The organism is Xanthomonas sp. JAI131 (assembly GCF_013410075.1).
Lineage (GTDB): Bacteria > Pseudomonadota > Gammaproteobacteria > Xanthomonadales > Xanthomonadaceae > Xanthomonas_A > Xanthomonas_A bonasiae.
The window spans coordinates 322,900-339,125 of sequence record NZ_JACCCN010000006.1 but is presented as its reverse complement, the minus strand read 5'-3'; the positions used below and the strand labels follow the sequence as shown (position 1 = coordinate 339,125).

14 protein-coding genes are annotated in these 16,226 nt (G+C 70.9%); 11 read left to right on the top strand and 3 right to left on the bottom strand.

Annotated elements, in window-relative coordinates:
• The first annotated feature begins 8 nt into the window (after positions 1 to 8).
• Genes HDC36_RS22965 through HDC36_RS22955 form a run of 3 tightly spaced genes read left to right on the top strand, consistent with a single transcriptional unit; the run spans position 9 to position 2,835 of the window.
• The gene (locus HDC36_RS22965; protein ID WP_179571162.1) at positions 9 to 746 is read left to right on the top strand and encodes a hypothetical protein; all 738 of its coding nucleotides are present in this window, start codon (positions 9 to 11) and stop codon (positions 744 to 746) included.
• A complete protein-coding gene (locus HDC36_RS22960; RefSeq protein ID WP_343204372.1) occupies positions 737 to 1,924 on the top strand; it encodes a hypothetical protein in 1,188 nt (395 codons plus the stop codon). Before HDC36_RS22965 ends, HDC36_RS22960 begins: the two co-directional genes overlap by 10 nt.
• Positions 1,921 to 2,835 (top strand): fatty acid desaturase family protein, encoded by a 915-nt coding sequence (locus HDC36_RS22955; protein WP_179571161.1) that lies wholly within the window; start codon positions 1,921 to 1,923, stop codon positions 2,833 to 2,835. The genes HDC36_RS22960 and HDC36_RS22955 overlap by 4 nt, the downstream gene beginning before the upstream one ends.
• A gap of 57 nt (positions 2,836 to 2,892) precedes the next feature.
• On the opposite strand, the gene HDC36_RS22950 is transcribed toward HDC36_RS22955, so the two are convergent.
• The gene (locus HDC36_RS22950) at positions 2,893 to 3,237 is read right to left on the bottom strand and encodes a hypothetical protein (RefSeq protein ID WP_179571160.1); all 345 of its coding nucleotides are present in this window, start codon (positions 3,235 to 3,237) and stop codon (positions 2,893 to 2,895) included.
• Between the two features lie 65 nt (positions 3,238 to 3,302).
• On the opposite strand from HDC36_RS22950, the gene HDC36_RS22945 reads away from it, so the two are divergent.
• Positions 3,303 to 3,485: a hypothetical protein gene (locus HDC36_RS22945; protein WP_179571159.1), complete on the top strand. Its 183-nt coding sequence runs from the start codon at positions 3,303 to 3,305 to the stop codon at positions 3,483 to 3,485.
• A 131-nt stretch (positions 3,486 to 3,616) separates the two neighbouring features.
• On the top strand, positions 3,617 to 4,396 hold the full coding sequence (locus HDC36_RS22940; RefSeq protein ID WP_179571158.1) for a hypothetical protein: 780 nt from the start codon (positions 3,617 to 3,619) through the stop codon (positions 4,394 to 4,396).
• 446 nt (positions 4,397 to 4,842) lie between these two features.
• Here HDC36_RS22940 and HDC36_RS22935 read toward each other — a convergent pair whose 3' ends face one another.
• Positions 4,843 to 8,550 carry an indolepyruvate ferredoxin oxidoreductase family protein gene (locus HDC36_RS22935; protein WP_179571157.1) on the bottom strand — a complete coding sequence of 1,236 codons (3,708 nt, stop codon included), beginning with the start codon at positions 8,548 to 8,550 and terminating at the stop codon, positions 4,843 to 4,845.
• A 190-nt stretch (positions 8,551 to 8,740) separates the two neighbouring features.
• On the opposite strand from HDC36_RS22935, the gene HDC36_RS22930 reads away from it, so the two are divergent.
• Entirely contained in the window at positions 8,741 to 9,349 is a 609-nt protein-coding gene (locus tag HDC36_RS22930; RefSeq protein ID WP_179571221.1) for a tetratricopeptide repeat protein, read from the top strand.
• 484 nt (positions 9,350 to 9,833) lie between these two features.
• Positions 9,834 to 10,748 (top strand): AEC family transporter, encoded by a 915-nt coding sequence (locus tag HDC36_RS22925; RefSeq protein ID WP_179571156.1) that lies wholly within the window; start codon positions 9,834 to 9,836, stop codon positions 10,746 to 10,748.
• A gap of 120 nt (positions 10,749 to 10,868) precedes the next feature.
• On the opposite strand, the gene HDC36_RS22920 is transcribed toward HDC36_RS22925, so the two are convergent.
• On the bottom strand, positions 10,869 to 12,362 hold the full coding sequence (locus HDC36_RS22920) for an AAA family ATPase (protein ID WP_179571155.1): 1,494 nt from the start codon (positions 12,360 to 12,362) through the stop codon (positions 10,869 to 10,871).
• A 123-nt stretch (positions 12,363 to 12,485) separates the two neighbouring features.
• Here HDC36_RS22920 and HDC36_RS22915 point away from each other — a divergent pair, with 123 nt between their 5' ends.
• The 4 genes from HDC36_RS22915 to HDC36_RS22900 are packed head-to-tail and all read left to right on the top strand — an operon-like array spanning position 12,486 to position 16,194.
• Positions 12,486 to 13,118: a ParA family protein gene (locus HDC36_RS22915; RefSeq protein ID WP_039006481.1), complete on the top strand. Its 633-nt coding sequence runs from the start codon at positions 12,486 to 12,488 to the stop codon at positions 13,116 to 13,118.
• 15 nt (positions 13,119 to 13,133) lie between these two features.
• Complete coding sequence (locus HDC36_RS22910) at positions 13,134 to 13,610, top strand: histidine phosphatase family protein (protein WP_179571220.1); 477 nt, start codon at positions 13,134 to 13,136, stop codon at positions 13,608 to 13,610.
• A 50-nt stretch (positions 13,611 to 13,660) separates the two neighbouring features.
• Entirely contained in the window at positions 13,661 to 14,215 is a 555-nt protein-coding gene (locus HDC36_RS22905) for a YceI family protein (RefSeq protein WP_241092918.1), read from the top strand.
• The gene (locus HDC36_RS22900) at positions 14,212 to 16,194 is read left to right on the top strand and encodes a phospholipase D family protein (protein WP_179571153.1); all 1,983 of its coding nucleotides are present in this window, start codon (positions 14,212 to 14,214) and stop codon (positions 16,192 to 16,194) included. The genes HDC36_RS22905 and HDC36_RS22900 overlap by 4 nt, the downstream gene beginning before the upstream one ends.
• The last annotated feature ends 32 nt before the right edge of the window (positions 16,195 to 16,226 follow it).

Below are 16,226 nucleotides of genomic sequence, written 5' to 3'. Positions count from 1 at the left end.
GGCAACCGGTGACGGCACTGCCCGCGGGCGAGGGTGCCACGCTCGCCACGCTGCGCGACCTGGAGCCGCCGCCGCTGCGCGGCTGGCTGCGCTGGCAGGCGTGGCTGGTCGATCGGATCAAGCGCGCGGCGCTGCGCCAGTTGCATGCCAGCGTCGCCGGCGAACGCCTGCTGCTGCGCATGTACCTGATCGGCGAGGAAGCCACCGAGTTGGCGTTGCAGCGCGAAGTGCCGGTGCAGCGGCCGGCCTGGCTGGTGCCGCTGATGGACCGGCACCTGCAGGAGGAGCAGTGGCATGCGCAGGCGTTCGCCGCCGCGCTGGCCGCGCGCGGCGACCTGCAGCCCACGCGCCGGCCCGACCGCCTGAGCCGGCGCAAGATCGCGCAGTGGCATCGCCTGGCCGAGCGCCATGCCGGCGCCTTCGCGCAGGGGCTGCTGGTGTCCGCGTTCGCGATCGGGCTGTGCGCCGAGCAGATGGCGTCGCGGGTGCTGCGGCGGCATTGCGCGACCTTGCCCGCCGACCATGCGCTGCAGCCGTTGCTGAGTCGGGTGCTGGGCGACGAACAACGGCATGTGCGGCAGTGCCGGCAGATCCTGCAGCGGCTGGTGAGCGCGCAGGAACAGCCGGCGTTGAGCGCGCTGCTGGCCGAGGTGCGGCGCATCGACCGTGCCTTCGGCGTCAGCGGCGCGCTGGGCATGTACCTGGCCGGCGTGGTCTTGCGCGTGCGCGGCGCAGTGTGGCGCTGAACCCGCCGCGCCTGCTGTACCTGGCCACCGCCGATGCGCGCGGTCATCTGATGCGTGCGCAATTGCTGACCCATGCGCTGCGCGCGCAGGGGGCGCACGTCGATGTGCTGACCACCTCCGCGGCGGGCGTGCAGTTCCTGCGCCGCTTCGGCATCGACGCCACGTTGCTGTCGCCGCGCTACGCCGTGCAGTTCGATGCGCGGCAGAACATGCGCGCGGCCGCGACCGACGCCAATGTCGCCGCCTACCTGCTGCATCCGGCGCGGATGCTGCGCGACATCCTGCGGCTGCGGCGTCGCCTGCGCGACGTCGACCTGATTCTCAACGATTCGTTCCATCCGGCCCTGCTGGTGATGGGGATGCTGCCGGGCTGGCGGCGCAAGATCGTGCATGTCTATGGCGCCAGCCTGCGCGCGGCGCTGCAGGGGAATTTCGACGGCCGCCTGCCGCGGCCGGTGGCGGCCTTGTTCGCGCGGCTGATCGGCTGGCAGATCGACGCGGCGGCGGCGCAACTGGAGCACGATTTCGCGCAGCCGCGGCTGCAGGCGTGCGGCCGCCGTTTCCGCCTGCCTACGCCGGTCGCGCTGGCCGCGCCCGCCGCGCCCGCCGCGCCGCCGCAGGTGCCGACCGCGGTGGTGTACCTGAATCCGCACTTCCGCGATCCGGCCTTGGCCCAGGCGCTGGAGCAGGGCCTGCAGCGCGCAGGCCTGCACAGCCACCGGGTCGGCGAAGGCTATGCCGATCGCGCCGGCTGGGTAGCCGAGGATCCGCAGTGGATCACCTGCGCCGCCGCCAGCACGCTGCTGGTCTCGGCGCCGGGCATGGCCGCGCTGTCGGTGGCGCAGGTGTATCGACGGCCGATCCTGCTGCTGCTCACCGAGCAGCCCGAACAGCAGCGCAATGCGCGCCGCGCCGCCGCCTGCGGGCTGCCGCACCGGACGGTGGTGTGGCGCGGCGATGGCGAGGCGTTCGCGCATTCGGTGGCAGCGGCGTGCCGTGCGCTGCAGGCCGAACCGCCGCCGCCCGCGCCGGAGCCGGCCCCGCTCGATGCGCCCGCGCGGTTGCGGCTGTGGGTGCACCTGATCCTGGCGCTGGCGCGTGGGCAATGCGCGCCGAGCGCCGATGCGATCGTTGCCGCACCCGCTCCTATGCCGGTGCGGCAGGAGCAGGGCGCATGACCGCCGCCTTGCCGCCGGCATTGCGGCGGCTGAGTCCGTGGCGCAGCGCGCTGGCCTTGGCATCGGACTGGGCAATGATCGCGCTGTGCTTCGCCGCGGCGATCCGCTATCCGCATCCGCTGGTGTATCTGCTGGCGGCGCTGCTCGTGGCGCGCACCCAGTTGGCGCTGGCGGTGATGATGCACGAGGGCGCGCACGGCCTGCTGGCGCGGCGGCAGACGCACAACGACCTGCTGGCGCAACTGTGCGCGGCCGGGCCGTTGTTCCTGTCCTTGTTCGCCTATCGCCAGGGCCATCTGCAACACCACCGCGCGCCGATGGCCGACGACGATCCGGTGGCGATCGTGTTCGGCATCGCCGATTACCCGGTCTCGCGGCGTCGGCTGGCGGCGCGCTTGCTGCGCGATGTCACCGGCATCGGCTACGCGCTCGCGGTGCGCGATGCGCTGCGGCGGCGGCGCGCGCATGCCCCCGAGTCCGGCGCGCCGGCGCCGGCCGGCCATCTGCCGTTGGTGCTGGGCTCGATCGCGGTCAGCAACGGCGTGCTGCTGGGGACGCTCGCCGTGCTCGGCCACGCAGGCCTGTACCTGGGCCTGTGGCTGCTGCCGGCGCTGACCTTCCTGCAATTGTTCGCGCGCATCCGTGCCATCGCCGAACATGCCGGCTATCCGGCGTGCGAAGACCAGCGCCGCAACGCCCGCAGCATCGTCCGCCGCAGCTGGCAGACGTTCTTCTGCGGGCCGCACGCCATCCACTACCACATCGAACACCACCAGTACGTGCGCGTGCCGTTCTATCGGCTGTCGGCGGTGCATCGCTGGATGCGCGCGCACGGGCAATTGCCTGCCGCCAACCTGTACCGCGGCTACGGCGCGGTGCTGCGCGAGGTCAGCCGCGGCCCGACGGCCTGATCGGTGCGCTGCGGTGCATGTGCCGCAGCGTGCCGATACGCCCGCTGCGAGCGCCGCCTACAGCGGTTCTGCCGTGCACAACGCACGCATGCTGGCCGAGCCCACGGTCTGCCGGTTGGCATCGGTGACCAGCACGTTGGCGGTGATGTAGCCGCTGGCCCTGGGGCAGTAGAAGCTGCAATAGACCTGATTGGCACAGCTCGCCGGATAGATCACGTTCAGCCCGTTGGAGTTGAACGACCAGGCGTAGGTGTAGGCGCCGGCCGGCGTCACGTCGGCATAGCAGAGGTTGCTTCCGGTACAGTCGAGGGTGACGCTTTGGGCGCGTGCCGATGGCGCGATGCCCAGCGAGGCGGCAGCGACGAACAGCAAAGCGGCGAGTGTCGAAACGGCCTTGTTCATGGACATGTCCTGGCTGAAGATCCCCTGCGTCGGCGATGCTGCCAGATCGTTCGGGCGAAGACGCGATGTCCATCACCGTCCACGAAGCGCGGCAGGTTGCCACGTCGCGACGTGGCGCATTTGGGATTGATTTCTCGGCGTATCGGGAGATCGACGGCCACGCTTGCATGGCGCCGGCCGGCAAATGGATGCACCGCAGCATGGCGTTGCCGCGCCGGCGTCTGCCGAGGCGCGTTGCGGGTACGTGAGGACAAGGACGTGCAGCCTCATCGCGCGCTCACTCCGGTGGCACGGGGGATTAACCGGACGTTCGCCACTGTGCGATCACCACGGGCCGATGCAGATGGCCGGTGATCCCAATCACTGCGGAGCGTTCCCAATGAGCAACAACGAAGCACGCGATCTCAATCGCGATCCCATCTCCGGCACGCCGGGCTCGCATCCGGTCGGCGTCGGCGTCGGCGGCACCGCGGGCGGCGTCGCCGCCGGGGCGCTGGCCGGTACCGTGTTCGGACCGCTCGGCACGCTGATCGGTGCTGCGGTCGGCGTCGTCGTCGGTGCCGCCGCGGGCAAGGGCGTGGCCGAACGCATCGACCCGACCGGCGAAACCGAGTACTGGCGCGAGGAATACCGCAACCGCGACTACGTGAAGTCCGATTACGACTACGAGCGCGACTATGCGGCGGCCTACGGCCTCGGCCTGCAGGCGCGCGAGCAGTATCCGACCCGCAGCTGGGAAGAGACAGAAACCGAGCTGTCGCGCGACTGGGGCACGCGCCGCGGCGAGTCGCGCCTGGAGTGGGAGGATGCCCGCCTGGCGGCGCGCGACTCCTGGCAGCGTGCCGACACCACGTATCGCACCTACGAAGACAGCGACCGCTACTACGCCGAGCGCTTCGACAGCGTGGATTACCGCGACGCCGATGCCGGCTACGACGACTACCGCCCGGCCTACCGCTACGGCATCCAGGCGCGCAGCCGCTATCAGGACCGCGACTGGGACGACCGCCTGGAGACGGACCTGGAAAGCGGTTGGGAACGCGCCAAGGATCGCTCGCGGCTGACCTGGGCGCAGGCCAAGGCGGCGGTGCGCGAGGCCTTCCATTCGGATCGCTACCACGGTACGGGTCGCGGCACGCCGCCGGATCCGCGCGTCTGACCCGGCGCATCTCCAGGCCACGGGGCCCATGCCTAGTGCCTGGCGATGCGTGCTTTCAGAACATGAAAGCGGAAGCCTGCTGTCCAACCTGTAGGAGCGGCTTCAGCGACATGCGCCATCAGTCGCCCATGTCGCGGCTGAAGCCGCTCCTACAGAAATCGGCGCCTTGCACACGAGGCGTTGCCGGTTGCTCCTGGACTCGGACCAGCCCTGCCACTCACATACTGACACTTTTGGGAGCGACTTCAATCGCGACGGGGGCCTTCGCCCATACGTCCCGTCGCGACTGAAGTCGCTCCCACATTCGTCATGTCTCGCCCTGCATGCCAGCAATCGTGCGCGCATTGCAGGAAGCAGTCTGTCGCTGGACGCCTCTCCGCCAAGCAAGCGCTGTTCTCCAGCGGATACGGCACGGCCGCAACCGCGCGATCCGCGACCGCTATCGCTCAAGCCGCCTGCACGATATGCAGCGCCTTCGGATTGCGCCAGGTCGCCAGCAGCCGCGCCTCGCGCTGCTTGGCCTCGTGCAGGTGCGCTTCCTTGACGTGGCCGTAGCCGCGGATGTGTTCCGGCACGCTGGCGATCTCCACCGCCAGCGCCAGGTTGTCCGCCGCGAGCCGTTCCAGCAGCTCGCCCACGGTGCGCTGGTAGTCGGCGATCAGCTGCCGTTCGCCGCGGCGTTCGGCGCTGTAGCCGAAGAGGTCGAACGCGCCGCCGCGCAGCACGCGCAGCTTGGCCAGCCACTTGAACGCGGTGAACATCCACGGCCCAAACTCGCGCTTGAGGGCGCGGCCTTGCGCGTCCTTCTTGGCCAGCAGCGGCGGCGCCAGGTGGAAACGCAGCGAATAGGCGCCGTCGAACTGCTGCTGCAGCTGGCGCTGGAAATCGCCGCTGGTGTACAGCCGGGCCACTTCGTATTCGTCCTTGTAGGCCATCAGCTTGAACGCGTAGCGCGCCACCGCCTCGGTCAAGGCGGTGGAACCGGCGGCGACGCGCTGCTCGGCCTCGCGCACGCGTTCCACCAGCGCGGCGTAGCGCGCGGCGTAGGCGGCGTCCTGGTAATCGACCAGGAACGCGCGGCGGCGCGCGACCAGTTCGTGCAGCGAGCGCGACAGGCGGGTGTCGTCCAGCGGCGCATGGCCGCTGTCGCCGGCATCGCCGGCGGCGGGCAGGTCGCGTGCCTGGCGCGCGTTGTGCGGATTGCGCGGCGCGGCGCTGGCGCCGCCCTCGTGGCCTTCCCACTCGCCCGGCGGCAGCTGCTGCAGCCGTTGCGCGCCGGGTACGGCGCCGGCCGCGACGCTGCCGGGCATGCCCGCGGCCTGCTGCACCGCGGCCAGGTCCAGCGCCGCCAGGCGGCCCCAGGCGAAGGCCTGCTGGTTCATCGCCACCGCGGCGCCGTTGAGTTCGATCGCGCGCATCAGCGCGTCGTGCGACAGCGGCACCAGCCCCTGCTGCCAGGCGTAGCCGAGCATGAACAGGTTGCTGGCGATGGCGTCGCCGAGCAGCGCGGTGGCCAGTTGCGTGGCGTCGAGCAGCAAGGGCTCGCGCCCGCCCAGGGCCAGGCGCACGCCGGCGACGATGTCGGCGGCGGGGAACTGCATGTCCGGGTGCGTGGTGAAGGTGCCGGGCATCGCCTCGTAGGTGTTGAGCACCACCTGCGAGCGGTCGCCGCGCACCTTGGACAGCGCCCAGTAGTCGTTGACCACCACCATGTCGCAGCCCAGCACCAGATCGGCCTCGCCGGCGGCGATGCGCACCGCGTGCAGGTCCTCGGGCTGGCGCGCCAGGCGGATATGGGTGGTGACCGCGCCGCCCTTCTGCGCCAGCCCGGTCTGGTCGAGCACGCTGGCGCCCTTGCCTTCCAGGTGTCCGGCCATGCCCAGCAGCGCGCCGATGGTGACCACGCCGGTGCCGCCGACGCCGGTGATCAGGATGTTCCAGGGCTGCGCCAGGTCGCTGCGGAACACCGGCGGCGGCAGGTCCTGCAGCAGCGTGGCCGCGTCGGCCTTGCGGCCCTTGCGCAGCGCTCCGCCATGCACGGTGACGAAGCTGGGGCAGAAGCCGGAGACGCAGGAGTAGTCCTTGTTGCAGCCGGACTGGTCGATCTGCCGCTTGCGCCCGAACTCGGTCTCCTTCGGCAGCACCGACACGCAGAAGCTCTTCTCGCCGCAGTCGCCGCAGCCTTCGCAGACCAGCGAGTTGACCAGCACCCGCTTGGCCGGATCGGGCAGCTTGCCGCGCTTGCGCCGGCGCCGCTTCTCGGTGGCGCAGGTCTGGTCGTAGATCAGGATGCTGGTGCCCTTGACCTCGCGCAGGCGCTTTTGCACCGCGTCCAGCTCGCTGCGGTCGTGGAACTCGACGTCGCTGGGGAACTGCTCGCGGCGCCGCGTCCACTTGCCGATGTCGTCGCTGACCAGGGCGATGCTGTGCACGCCTTCGGCACGCATCTGCCGGGCGATGTCGGGCACGCTCAACGTGCCGTCCACCGGCTGCCCGCCGGTCATCGCCACCGCGTCGTTGTAGAGGATCTTGTAGGTGATGTTGACGCCGGCGGCGATCGACTGCCGGATCGCCAGCGAGCCGCTGTGGAAATAGGTGCCGTCGCCCAGGTTCTGGAACACGTGCGGGGTGTCGGTGAACGGCGCCTGCCCGGCCCAGGTCACGCCTTCGCCGCCCATGTGGGTGAAGGTGTCGGTGGAGCGGTCCATCCACGTCACCATGTAGTGGCAGCCGATCCCGCCGAGCGCGCGCGAGCCCTCCGGCACCACGGTGGAGGTGTTGTGCGGGCAGCCGGAGCAGTAGTGCGGCACGCGCGGGAAATTGGCGCGCGGCAGGGCCATTTCCGCTTCCTTGGCCTCCATCCAGCGCAGCCGCTGCTCGATCGACTCGGTATTGAAGAACCGCTGGATACGCTTGCCGATCACCGCGGCGATGGTCGCCGGGGTCAGTTCGCCGGTGGACGGCAGGATCCACTCGCCGGCCTCGTCGTACTTGCCGACGATGCTCGGGCGCGGACCGGCGCTGGCCGGCCAGTTGTAGAACTGTTCCTTCATCTGCCGCTCGATGAAGGCCTTCTTCTCCTCCACCACCACGATGTCGTCCAGGCCCTGCGCGAACGCGGCGATGCCGATCGGCTCCAGCGGCCAGGTCATGCCGACCTTGTACACGCGGATGCCGATGTCGCGGCAGGCGCGTTCGTCCAGGCCCAGGTATTCCAGCGCCTGCAGCACGTCCAGGTAGCTCTTGCCGGTGGTGACGATGCCCAGCCGCGCATGCGGCGAATCCATCACCGTGCGGTCCACGCCGTTGGCGCGGGCGAAGGCCTGCGCGGCGCGCACTGCGTAACGGTGCAGGCGCATCTCCTGGTCCAGCGGCGGATCCGGCCAGCGGATGTTGAGCCCGCCCGGCGGCAATGCGAAATCCTCCGGCAGCACGATCTGCCGCGCGAACGGATCCACCTCCACCGAGGCCGAGGATTCCACCGTCTCGGCGATGGTCTTGAAGCCGATCCAGCGCCCGGTGTAGCGGCTCATCGCCCAGCCGAGCAGGCCCAGGTCGAGGATGTCCTGCACCCCGGCCGGGTTGAGCACCGGCATCATCGCGCTGACGAATTCCTCCTCCGAGCCGTGCGGCAGGGTCGAACTGCGGCAGGCGTGGTCGTCGGCGGCCAGCGCCAGCACGCCGCCGTGGCGCGAGGTGCCGGCGGCGTTGCCGTGCTTGAACACGTCGCCGCAGCGGTCCACGCCCGGGCCCTTGCCGTACCACATCGCGTACACGCCATCCACGCGCGCGCCGGGGAACAGGTTGGTCTGCTGCGTGCCCCACACCATGGTCGCGCCCAGGTCCTCGTTGAGGCCGGGCTGGAACTTCACGTTGGCCGCATCCAGGTGCTTGCGCGCGCGCCACAGTTCCAGGTCGAAGCCGCCCAGCGGGCTGCCGCGGTAGCCGCTGACGAAGCCGCCGGTGTTGAGTCCGGCGGCGCGGTCGCGCAACTGCTGCATCAGCGGCAGGCGCACCAGCGCCTGCACGCCGGACAGATAGATGCGGCCGTCGGTGCGGGTGTACTTGTGCTCCAGGGTGTAGCCGCTATCCACGCTGTCGGCGGCCGGTGTGACGAGGGAGGACGGCGGACGCGGATCGGCGATGCGGTTCATGGCTTGCCTGGAGATGGAAGGCTGGCGCGCGCCCGGCGCAGGCCAGGCACGATCCCCCGATTGTATCAGCGGCATTTTGTGCGCCCGCCCCTCGCCCCCGGCGGCGGACGCGGTTAGGATGCGGATGGGGGAGGGGACCACCTCCAAGGGGTTGTCAGCAGTGAATGCACATAAATACGCACTGGCCGCGATGCTGGCCTGGGTGGGCATGGCCGCGGTCGATGCGCACGCGCAGGCCTTGCCGGCGCCGAAGGAGTTCTATTTCGACCAGGACCGCAGCACCACGCGGCCGGTGACGGCGATCGCCGGCAGCGGCGAGGCGCTGGTCGATCGCCTCGCCAGCACCGTGCAACGCGATCCGAACGCGGTCGAGGCGCGCGCGCAGCTGGCGGCGATCGCGATGGCCGGCGGGCGCCGTGAGCTGGGCGAAGAGCTGTACCAGACGGCGCTGCGCGCGCTGAGCGCCGGCGCGCAGCGCCGCCAGATCGAGTGGAACTACGGCTGGGACCTGTTGCGTGGCGGCGACCCGGCGCGCGCGCTGGCGCAGTGGAGCGGCCTGGTCAACGGCCGTCCGGCGGCGCCGGACTGGGTGCCGCCGACGCTGGCGCTGGTGCTGTGGCGGCTGGACCGCAAGGACGAGGCGGTGAAGTGGTACGCCGCCGCCGTGCGCACCTGGCCGGACCAGTGGGGCGCTGGCGCCGACTTCGCCAAGCTGCTGCCGGCCTGGCGCGACGACGAACGCGCCACCCTGGCCGACGTGCAAGCCGCCTGGCAGGCCAAGCCGCCTGCCTGGCCTTGAGTTGCGCTTGTCCTCGAGCTGTAGCCTGAGTCGCCGCCGCTGCAGCTAGCGATGGCGCGGTTGGGCTGCTGCGGGAGGGTCTTCGGCCCCGACGCTGTGCGCGGTCGTCGGGTGCATCGCTCCGTTCGTCGCGGCTGAAGCCGCTCCTACAGGGGCTTGCGCGAAGCCGGCCGGATGCACTGTGGGAGGGGCTTCAGCCCCGACGCGGGACCGCTGCATGCGCCAGCGCCGCCACGCCGCGCTCCACCGCACGGGCATATCCGAAACCGAAGGTGCATCGCTCCGTTCGTCGCGGCTGAAGCCGCTCCTACAGTGGCTTGCGCGAAGCCGGCTGGGTGCACTGTGGGAGGGGCTTCAGCCCCGACGCAGGAACGTTGCAAGCGCCAGCGCCGCCGCGTCGCGCGCAGCGGTGCATGCGATCGACCGGCCTGCCCGCACGCGCATGCGATGATGCCGGCGTACCCGCCAGATTCCCGTTGTACCGATGGCTTTCGACGCGTTCGCCCTGATCCTGGCCATGTTGGCGCTCGGCAAGCTGTTCGCGCGCCTGCGCGTGTTGCCGGCCAACACCACCGAAGTGCTCAACGGCGTGGTGCTGTACCTGTGCCTGCCGGCCTCGGTGCTGATCTACGTGCCGCGCCTGCAGTTGAACCTGTCCCTGCTCGGGCTGATGCTGACCCCGTGGCTGTTGGCCGGCGTCACCGTGCTGGCGGTGCTGGCGCTGCGCCGGCCGCTGCGCCTGCGCCGCGAGGAGCACGCGGCGCTGCTGTTGTGCGTGGGCCTGAGCAATTCCAGCTTCATCGGCTATCCGATGGTGCGCGCGCTGCTCGGCGAGACGGCGCTGCCGTATGCGGTGGTCTACGACCAGTTCGGCACCTTCGTGCTGCTGTCCAGCTTCGGCCTGTACGTGCTGGCCCGCTACGGCGGCGAGACCCCGCCGTCGCTGCGGCAGACGCTGCTGCGCATGGCCCGCTTCCCGCCGCTGTGGGCGCTGGCGTTCGCGCTGACCCTGATGCCGGCGCAGCCGCCGGCGTGGATCGCCTCGGGCCTGCAGCATCTGGCCGATGCGATGCTGCCGCTGGTGATGCTGGCGGTGGGCTTCTCGATCCAGTTGCGGTTGCCGCGCGAGGAACTCAAGCCGCTCGCCGCCGGCCTGCTGCTGAAGCTGCTGCTGTTGCCGGCGCTGGCCTGGCCGCTGTCGTGGGCGCTGGGCCTGCGCGGACAGGCGCTGCAGGCCAACGTGCTCGAGTCGGCGATGCCGACGATGATCACCGCGGCGGCGCTGGCGATCTCGCACCGGCTGGCGCCGCGGCTGGCGGCGGCGTTGGTCGGTTACGGCATCCTGTTGTCCCTGGCCACGCTGCCGGCGTGGGCGTGGCTGCTCGGGGCGCTGGGCTGACGCTTCCGTTTCGCGCGATCGCGCGTGGAGCCCCGTAGCGGCGCTAAGACGGCACTACCGGCAAAACCCCCGATCGAGGGCGAAGCACCTCCCGCAGCGAAACGGAACCCAGCCGGACACTCAATCCGCCGGCACCGTGCGCTCGCGCGCCCACTCGCGCAGCGCCTGCACCTGCTCGGCCATCACCACCGACAGCGGCCGCGTGCCGCGGAGTTCCTGCATCAGCAGTTCGGTGTCCAGCGGCCGGCTCTCGGCATGCGCCGCATACAGGCCGGAGACGATGGCCTGCTCGATCTCGGCGCCGGAAAAGCCGTTCGCCGCGGCGGCCAGCGCCGGCAGCGCGAAGTCGTCCTCGCGCAGTTTGCGCCGCGCCAGGTGCAGGCGCAGCAATTCCACCCGCGTGTCGGCATCGGGCAGGTCGACGAAGAAGATCTCGTCGAAGCGGCCCTTGCGCAGCAGTTCCGCCGGCAGTTCGTGCACCTGGTTGGCGGTGGCGACGATGAACACGCCGCCGGCACCGGCTGTGCCGCCGCGCTCGGCCATCCAGGTCAGCAGGTAGCCGAGCACGCGCCGCGACACGCCGCCGTCCTCGCCGCCGCTGGCCAGGCCCTTCTCGATCTCGTCGATCCACAGCACGCACGGCGCCAGCTGTTCGGCCGCGGCCAGCGCCCCGCGCAGGTTCTTCTCGGTCTCGCCGTGGTACTTGTCGTACAGCGAGCCGAAGTCCAGGCGCAGCAGCGGCACGCCGAAGCCGGCGGCGGTGGCCTTGGCCAGCATCGACTTGCCGCAGCCCTGCACGCCCAGCAGCAGCACGCCCTTGGGCGGGTCCAGCCCGGGCGGGGCGGTGCCGGCGAACACCGCGCGGCGCTGCTCGATCCAGCGCTTGAGCCGGCGCGCGCCGGCCACGTCGGCGAAGCGGGTGGCGTCGTATTCGTAGTGCAGGTGGCCGCTGCGGTTGAGCAGCTCGAACTTGAGCCTGGCCAGCTGCGGCAGGTCGGCGGCGTTGAGCGCGCCGTCGGCGTAGATCAGCTGGCGGGCGATGCGGCGCGCGTCGATCAGGCTCAGCCCCTGCAGGTTGCGCACGACCTGCTTGACCGCCTCGCCGTCCACCTCGACCCGGCGCCCGCCGAACTCGCGCGCGTAGCCGGCGGCCTCTTCCTGCACCATCTTCAGCAGCGCGTTGGCGTCCGGCAGGCGCGGGTTGAAGCGCGTGGCCAGCGCTTCCAGCTCGGCCGGCAGCTCGACCCTGGCGCCGATCAGCACCAGCACGTGCGGCTGGCAATGGCGGCGCTCGACGATGTCGCGCAGCAGGCGCTGGTGGCTGGCGTAGCCCAGGTACGGCACCACGTCCAGCAACAGGTAGATGCCGCGCTGGTCGGCCTGCTTGATCGCCTGCAGCACCGCGCTGGCGTCGGGCGGGCCGCTCGGCTCGTCCTCGCGGTCCAGGTCGATGCGGCGCAGGCCCTCGGTGATCGACCAGCGGTGCAGCGCGCGCCAGACCTGCATCAGCGCCTGCCGGAACAGCGCCACGATGCGCGCCTCCTCCTGGGTCTCGATGACGATCAGGGGGGTGTTGGCGCGGATCAGCGCGGTCAGGTCCTGCAGCTCGCTCATGGGCGATCCGTTGCCGTGGGGCCGCCACGATAGCAACGCGCCGCCCCGCCCGCTACGCGTTGACTACCGGCCAACATGGGGCCGGTGTACGCTGCGGCCTCTTCTTCCGGAAGCGAGGCGCGCATGAAGACGATCCTGGTGGCCGGCTCCAAGGGCGGCGTGGGCAAGACCACGATTGCCACGCACCTGGCCGCGTACTACGCGCTGGCCGGCAAGCGTACGGTGCTGGCCGATGCCGATCCGCAGGGCTCCTCGACCCGCTGGGCCGAGCGCCGCGCCGGCCTGGACAGCGCGGTGCTGCCGATCGACGCCAGCCGCAAACGCAACTGGCGCGCGGCGCTGCCGGACGACACCCAGCGGGTGATCATCGACGGTGCCGCCGGCGCCATGGCCGAGGACCTGGCCCAGTTCCTGGACGAGGCCGACGCGGTGGTGGTGCCGGTGATGCCCTCGGCGCTGGACATCGAGGCCACCGTCGGCTTCCTCAACACCCTGGCCAAGGTGCCGCGGGTGCACCAGCGCAAGCTGCCGGTGGGGCTGGTGATCAACCGCAGCAAGCCGTGGACCCACGCCGCGCAACAGGCGCTGGAGATGCTCGGCGGCTGGCCGTATCCGGTTCTGGCGCAGCTGCGCGACAGCCAGGCCTACGTGGTGCTGGTCGGCCTCGGCCGCAGCCTGTTCGACTACCGTTCCGCTCAGGTGCGCGATCACCAGCAGGACTGGGAACCCTTGCTCAAGTGGCTCAAGAAGGCCTGACCGATGACCATCGTCCTGCGTGAAGTGATCCTGCTGCGCCATGCCCATGCCGAACCGGCCGACACCGGCCAGGCCGATTTCGACCGGCCGCTGTCGCCGCACGGCCTGGCCGAGGCCGAGGCCGCCGGGCGCTGGCTGCTGGAGCAGCGGCTGGTGCCCGACCGCGTGCTGTGCTCGCCGGCGCGCCGCGCGCGCGAGACCCTGGAAGCGGTGCTGGAACTGACCGGCTATGCCGAGCAGCGCCTGGAACCGCGGATCTACGAGGCCACCTCCGGCACCCTGGCCGCGCTGATGGACGAGCATCGCGACGTCGAGCGCCTGCTGCTGGTCGGCCACAACCCGGGCCTGGAGCAGCTGGCCGCGCTGATGCACAGCGGCCAGTCCGGCGACTACCGCGGCATGCCCACCGCCAGCGTGGTGGTGCTGACGGTGCCGCAGGACGCGGCGATCGAGCCGGGTGTCGCCCGACTGACTGCGTTCTGGTGGCCCTGAACGCACCGCGCCGGCGCCTGCGCCCGGCGCTGTGCACCGCGCTGCTGTCGCTGTGCCTGTTGCCGGGCTGGGGCAGCGCGCAGGCGCCGCCGCTGTCGCCGGGGGAGCATGCCTTCGACCCGGCCCAATCGCGCTTCGGTTTCGAGATCCGCACCCGTTTCGGGCAGCGCATCGAGGGCTTCTTCCCGCGCTTCGAAGGCACCGTGGAGATGCTGCCCGACGGCCGCCACCAGGTGCGCCTGCGCCTGTTCACCGCTTACGTGCAGATCCCCGGCAAGCCGCGCTACACCGGCTGGATGCGCGGCGAGGATTTCTTCGACGCGGAACGCTTTCCGACCGTGTCCTTCGATTCGCAACCGTTCTCTCCGCAGCTGCTGACCAGCGGCGGCGCGCTGGTCGGCACGCTGAGCATCCGCGGGGTCGGCCATACCGAGACCCTGACCATGATGCCGTCGGCATGCAGCCGCCCAGGCTATGATTGCGATGTGATCAGCCGCGGTACGGTTCTGCGTGGACGTTATGGAATGGACAAGTGGGATCTGGCCTTGAGCGATCGGGTCACCTTCGTGCTGCGCGCACGGCTGACCGGAGCGGACGCCCGGTGACAGCGTGGTTGAGGGTCCTGGTGCTGGCGGCGATGCTGCTCGGCAGCGGTTGCGCGAGCCTGTCGCAGGCCCAGCACGGCCGCGCGGTGGCGATCGCCGAGGCGGCGCGCGATGGCCGCGTCGATTGCACGCAAAGCGACCACTGCGCGCTGGCCTCGCCGCTGCGCGCGCTGGCCGGCAAGGCCTTCGCCGCATCCGGCGACGCCGCCCCGCGCCACTACGCCACCATCCTGGACCACGGCGAGGAAGCGCTGGTGGCGCGGGTCAACCTAATCCGCAGCGCCAGCCGCAGCATCGACCTGCAGACCTACATCTTCGACAAGGACGACAGCGCGCGGCTGGTGATGGACGAGCTGCTGGCCGCGGCGCGGCGCGGCGTGCAGGTGCGGGTGCTGATCGACCAGCTGTCGGCGATCTCCGACCTGCAGATCCTCGGCGCGCTGGCCGGCGCGCACCAGAATTTCTCGCTGCGCATCTACAACCCCACCTTCGGCCTGGCCAAGCCCAACTACATGCACTACGCCGCCAGCGTGCTGTGCTGTTTCCGCCGCTTCAACCAGCGCATGCACAACAAGCTGCTGGTGGTGGACGACGCGATCGGCGTGGTCGGCGGGCGCAACTACCAGGACGACTATTACGACTGGGACAGCGAGTACAACTTCCGCGACCGCGACGTGCTGGTGGCCGGGCCGGTGGCGCGCAGCATGGCCGCCAACTTCGACGCGTACTGGGCGGCGCGGCGCAGCGTGCCGGTGGCGCGGCTCAACGATGTCGGCAAGCTGCTGCTGCGCGACGGCGTGCCGCAGATGCCGCCGGCGCAGTTCCTGCGCCCGGAGCGGGTGCAGCGGGTGAGCGAGGAGGCCGCCGATCCGGCCTTCGTCGAGGACGCCTTCGTGCTGCCGGCGCTGCCGGTCAGGCACGTGGACTACGTCGCCGACCTGCCGCAGAAGCACCGCCGCGAGCACGGCCCCAAGGCGATCTCCACTGCGCCCAGGCTGGACAGGCTGATCGCCGATGCCAAGCAGGAGATCATCCTGCAGACGCCGTACCTGGTGCTGTCGGATCCGGCGCAGGAGATCTTCCGCGACCTGCGCAAGCGCGCGCAGCCGCCGAAGGTGATCGTGGCCACCAACAGCCTGGCCAGCACCGACAACCCGGTGGTGTATGCGCTGTCGTACAAGTACAAGCGCCGCAACCTGCGCGAGATGGGCTTCGACATCTACGAGTACAAGCCGTTCCCGCTGGACGCGCCGGTGGACTACGCCAACCTGCTGCCGTCGCCGCTGCAGTTGCCGGACGCCGGGGAGGCCCGCGGCCGCAATCCGCTGATCGGCGGCAGTGCCGCCGGGCGCAGCACGGTGCTCGGCAGCGGCAGCGGCGGAGCCTCCGGCAGCGGCCGTCGCGCCGACGGCAGCCAGGTCGATCGGCGCGTGCTGCGCACCGAGACCCGCCCGTCGTTCCTCAGCCGCCGCGTCGCCAACCGGCCGCTGCCGGTGACCCGCGACGGCGCGCGCATGGGCCTGCACGCCAAGTCGCTGGTGGTGGACCGACGCGTCGGCGTGATCGGCACCCACAACTTCGATCCGCGCAGCGAGACCTACAACACCGAGGGCGCGGTGATCATCGACGATCCGGCGTTCGCGCAGGCACTGGCCGCCAGCATCGGCCGCGACATCGAGCCGGAGAATTCGTGGACGGTGGCGGCGCGGGTCAAGCCGCCGGTGCTGTCGGGCCTGAACTACAGCATGGGCAAGGCCTCCGAGGCGCTGCCGGTGCTGGATTTCTGGCCATGGCGCTACGCCACCAACTACGAATTCCAGCCCGGCCCCGACTGCCCGGCGCCGCTGACCCGGCGCGATCCGGGCTTCCACCGCTGCTACAGCGCGGTCGGCGACTTCCCCGAGGTCAACGTCGGCCCGAAGTGGCTGCTGGTGCGGATGCTGACGGCGTTCGGTTCGGGGTTGGTGCCGATTCTTTGAGTGCCGGGATTGGGGATTGGGGATTCGGGATT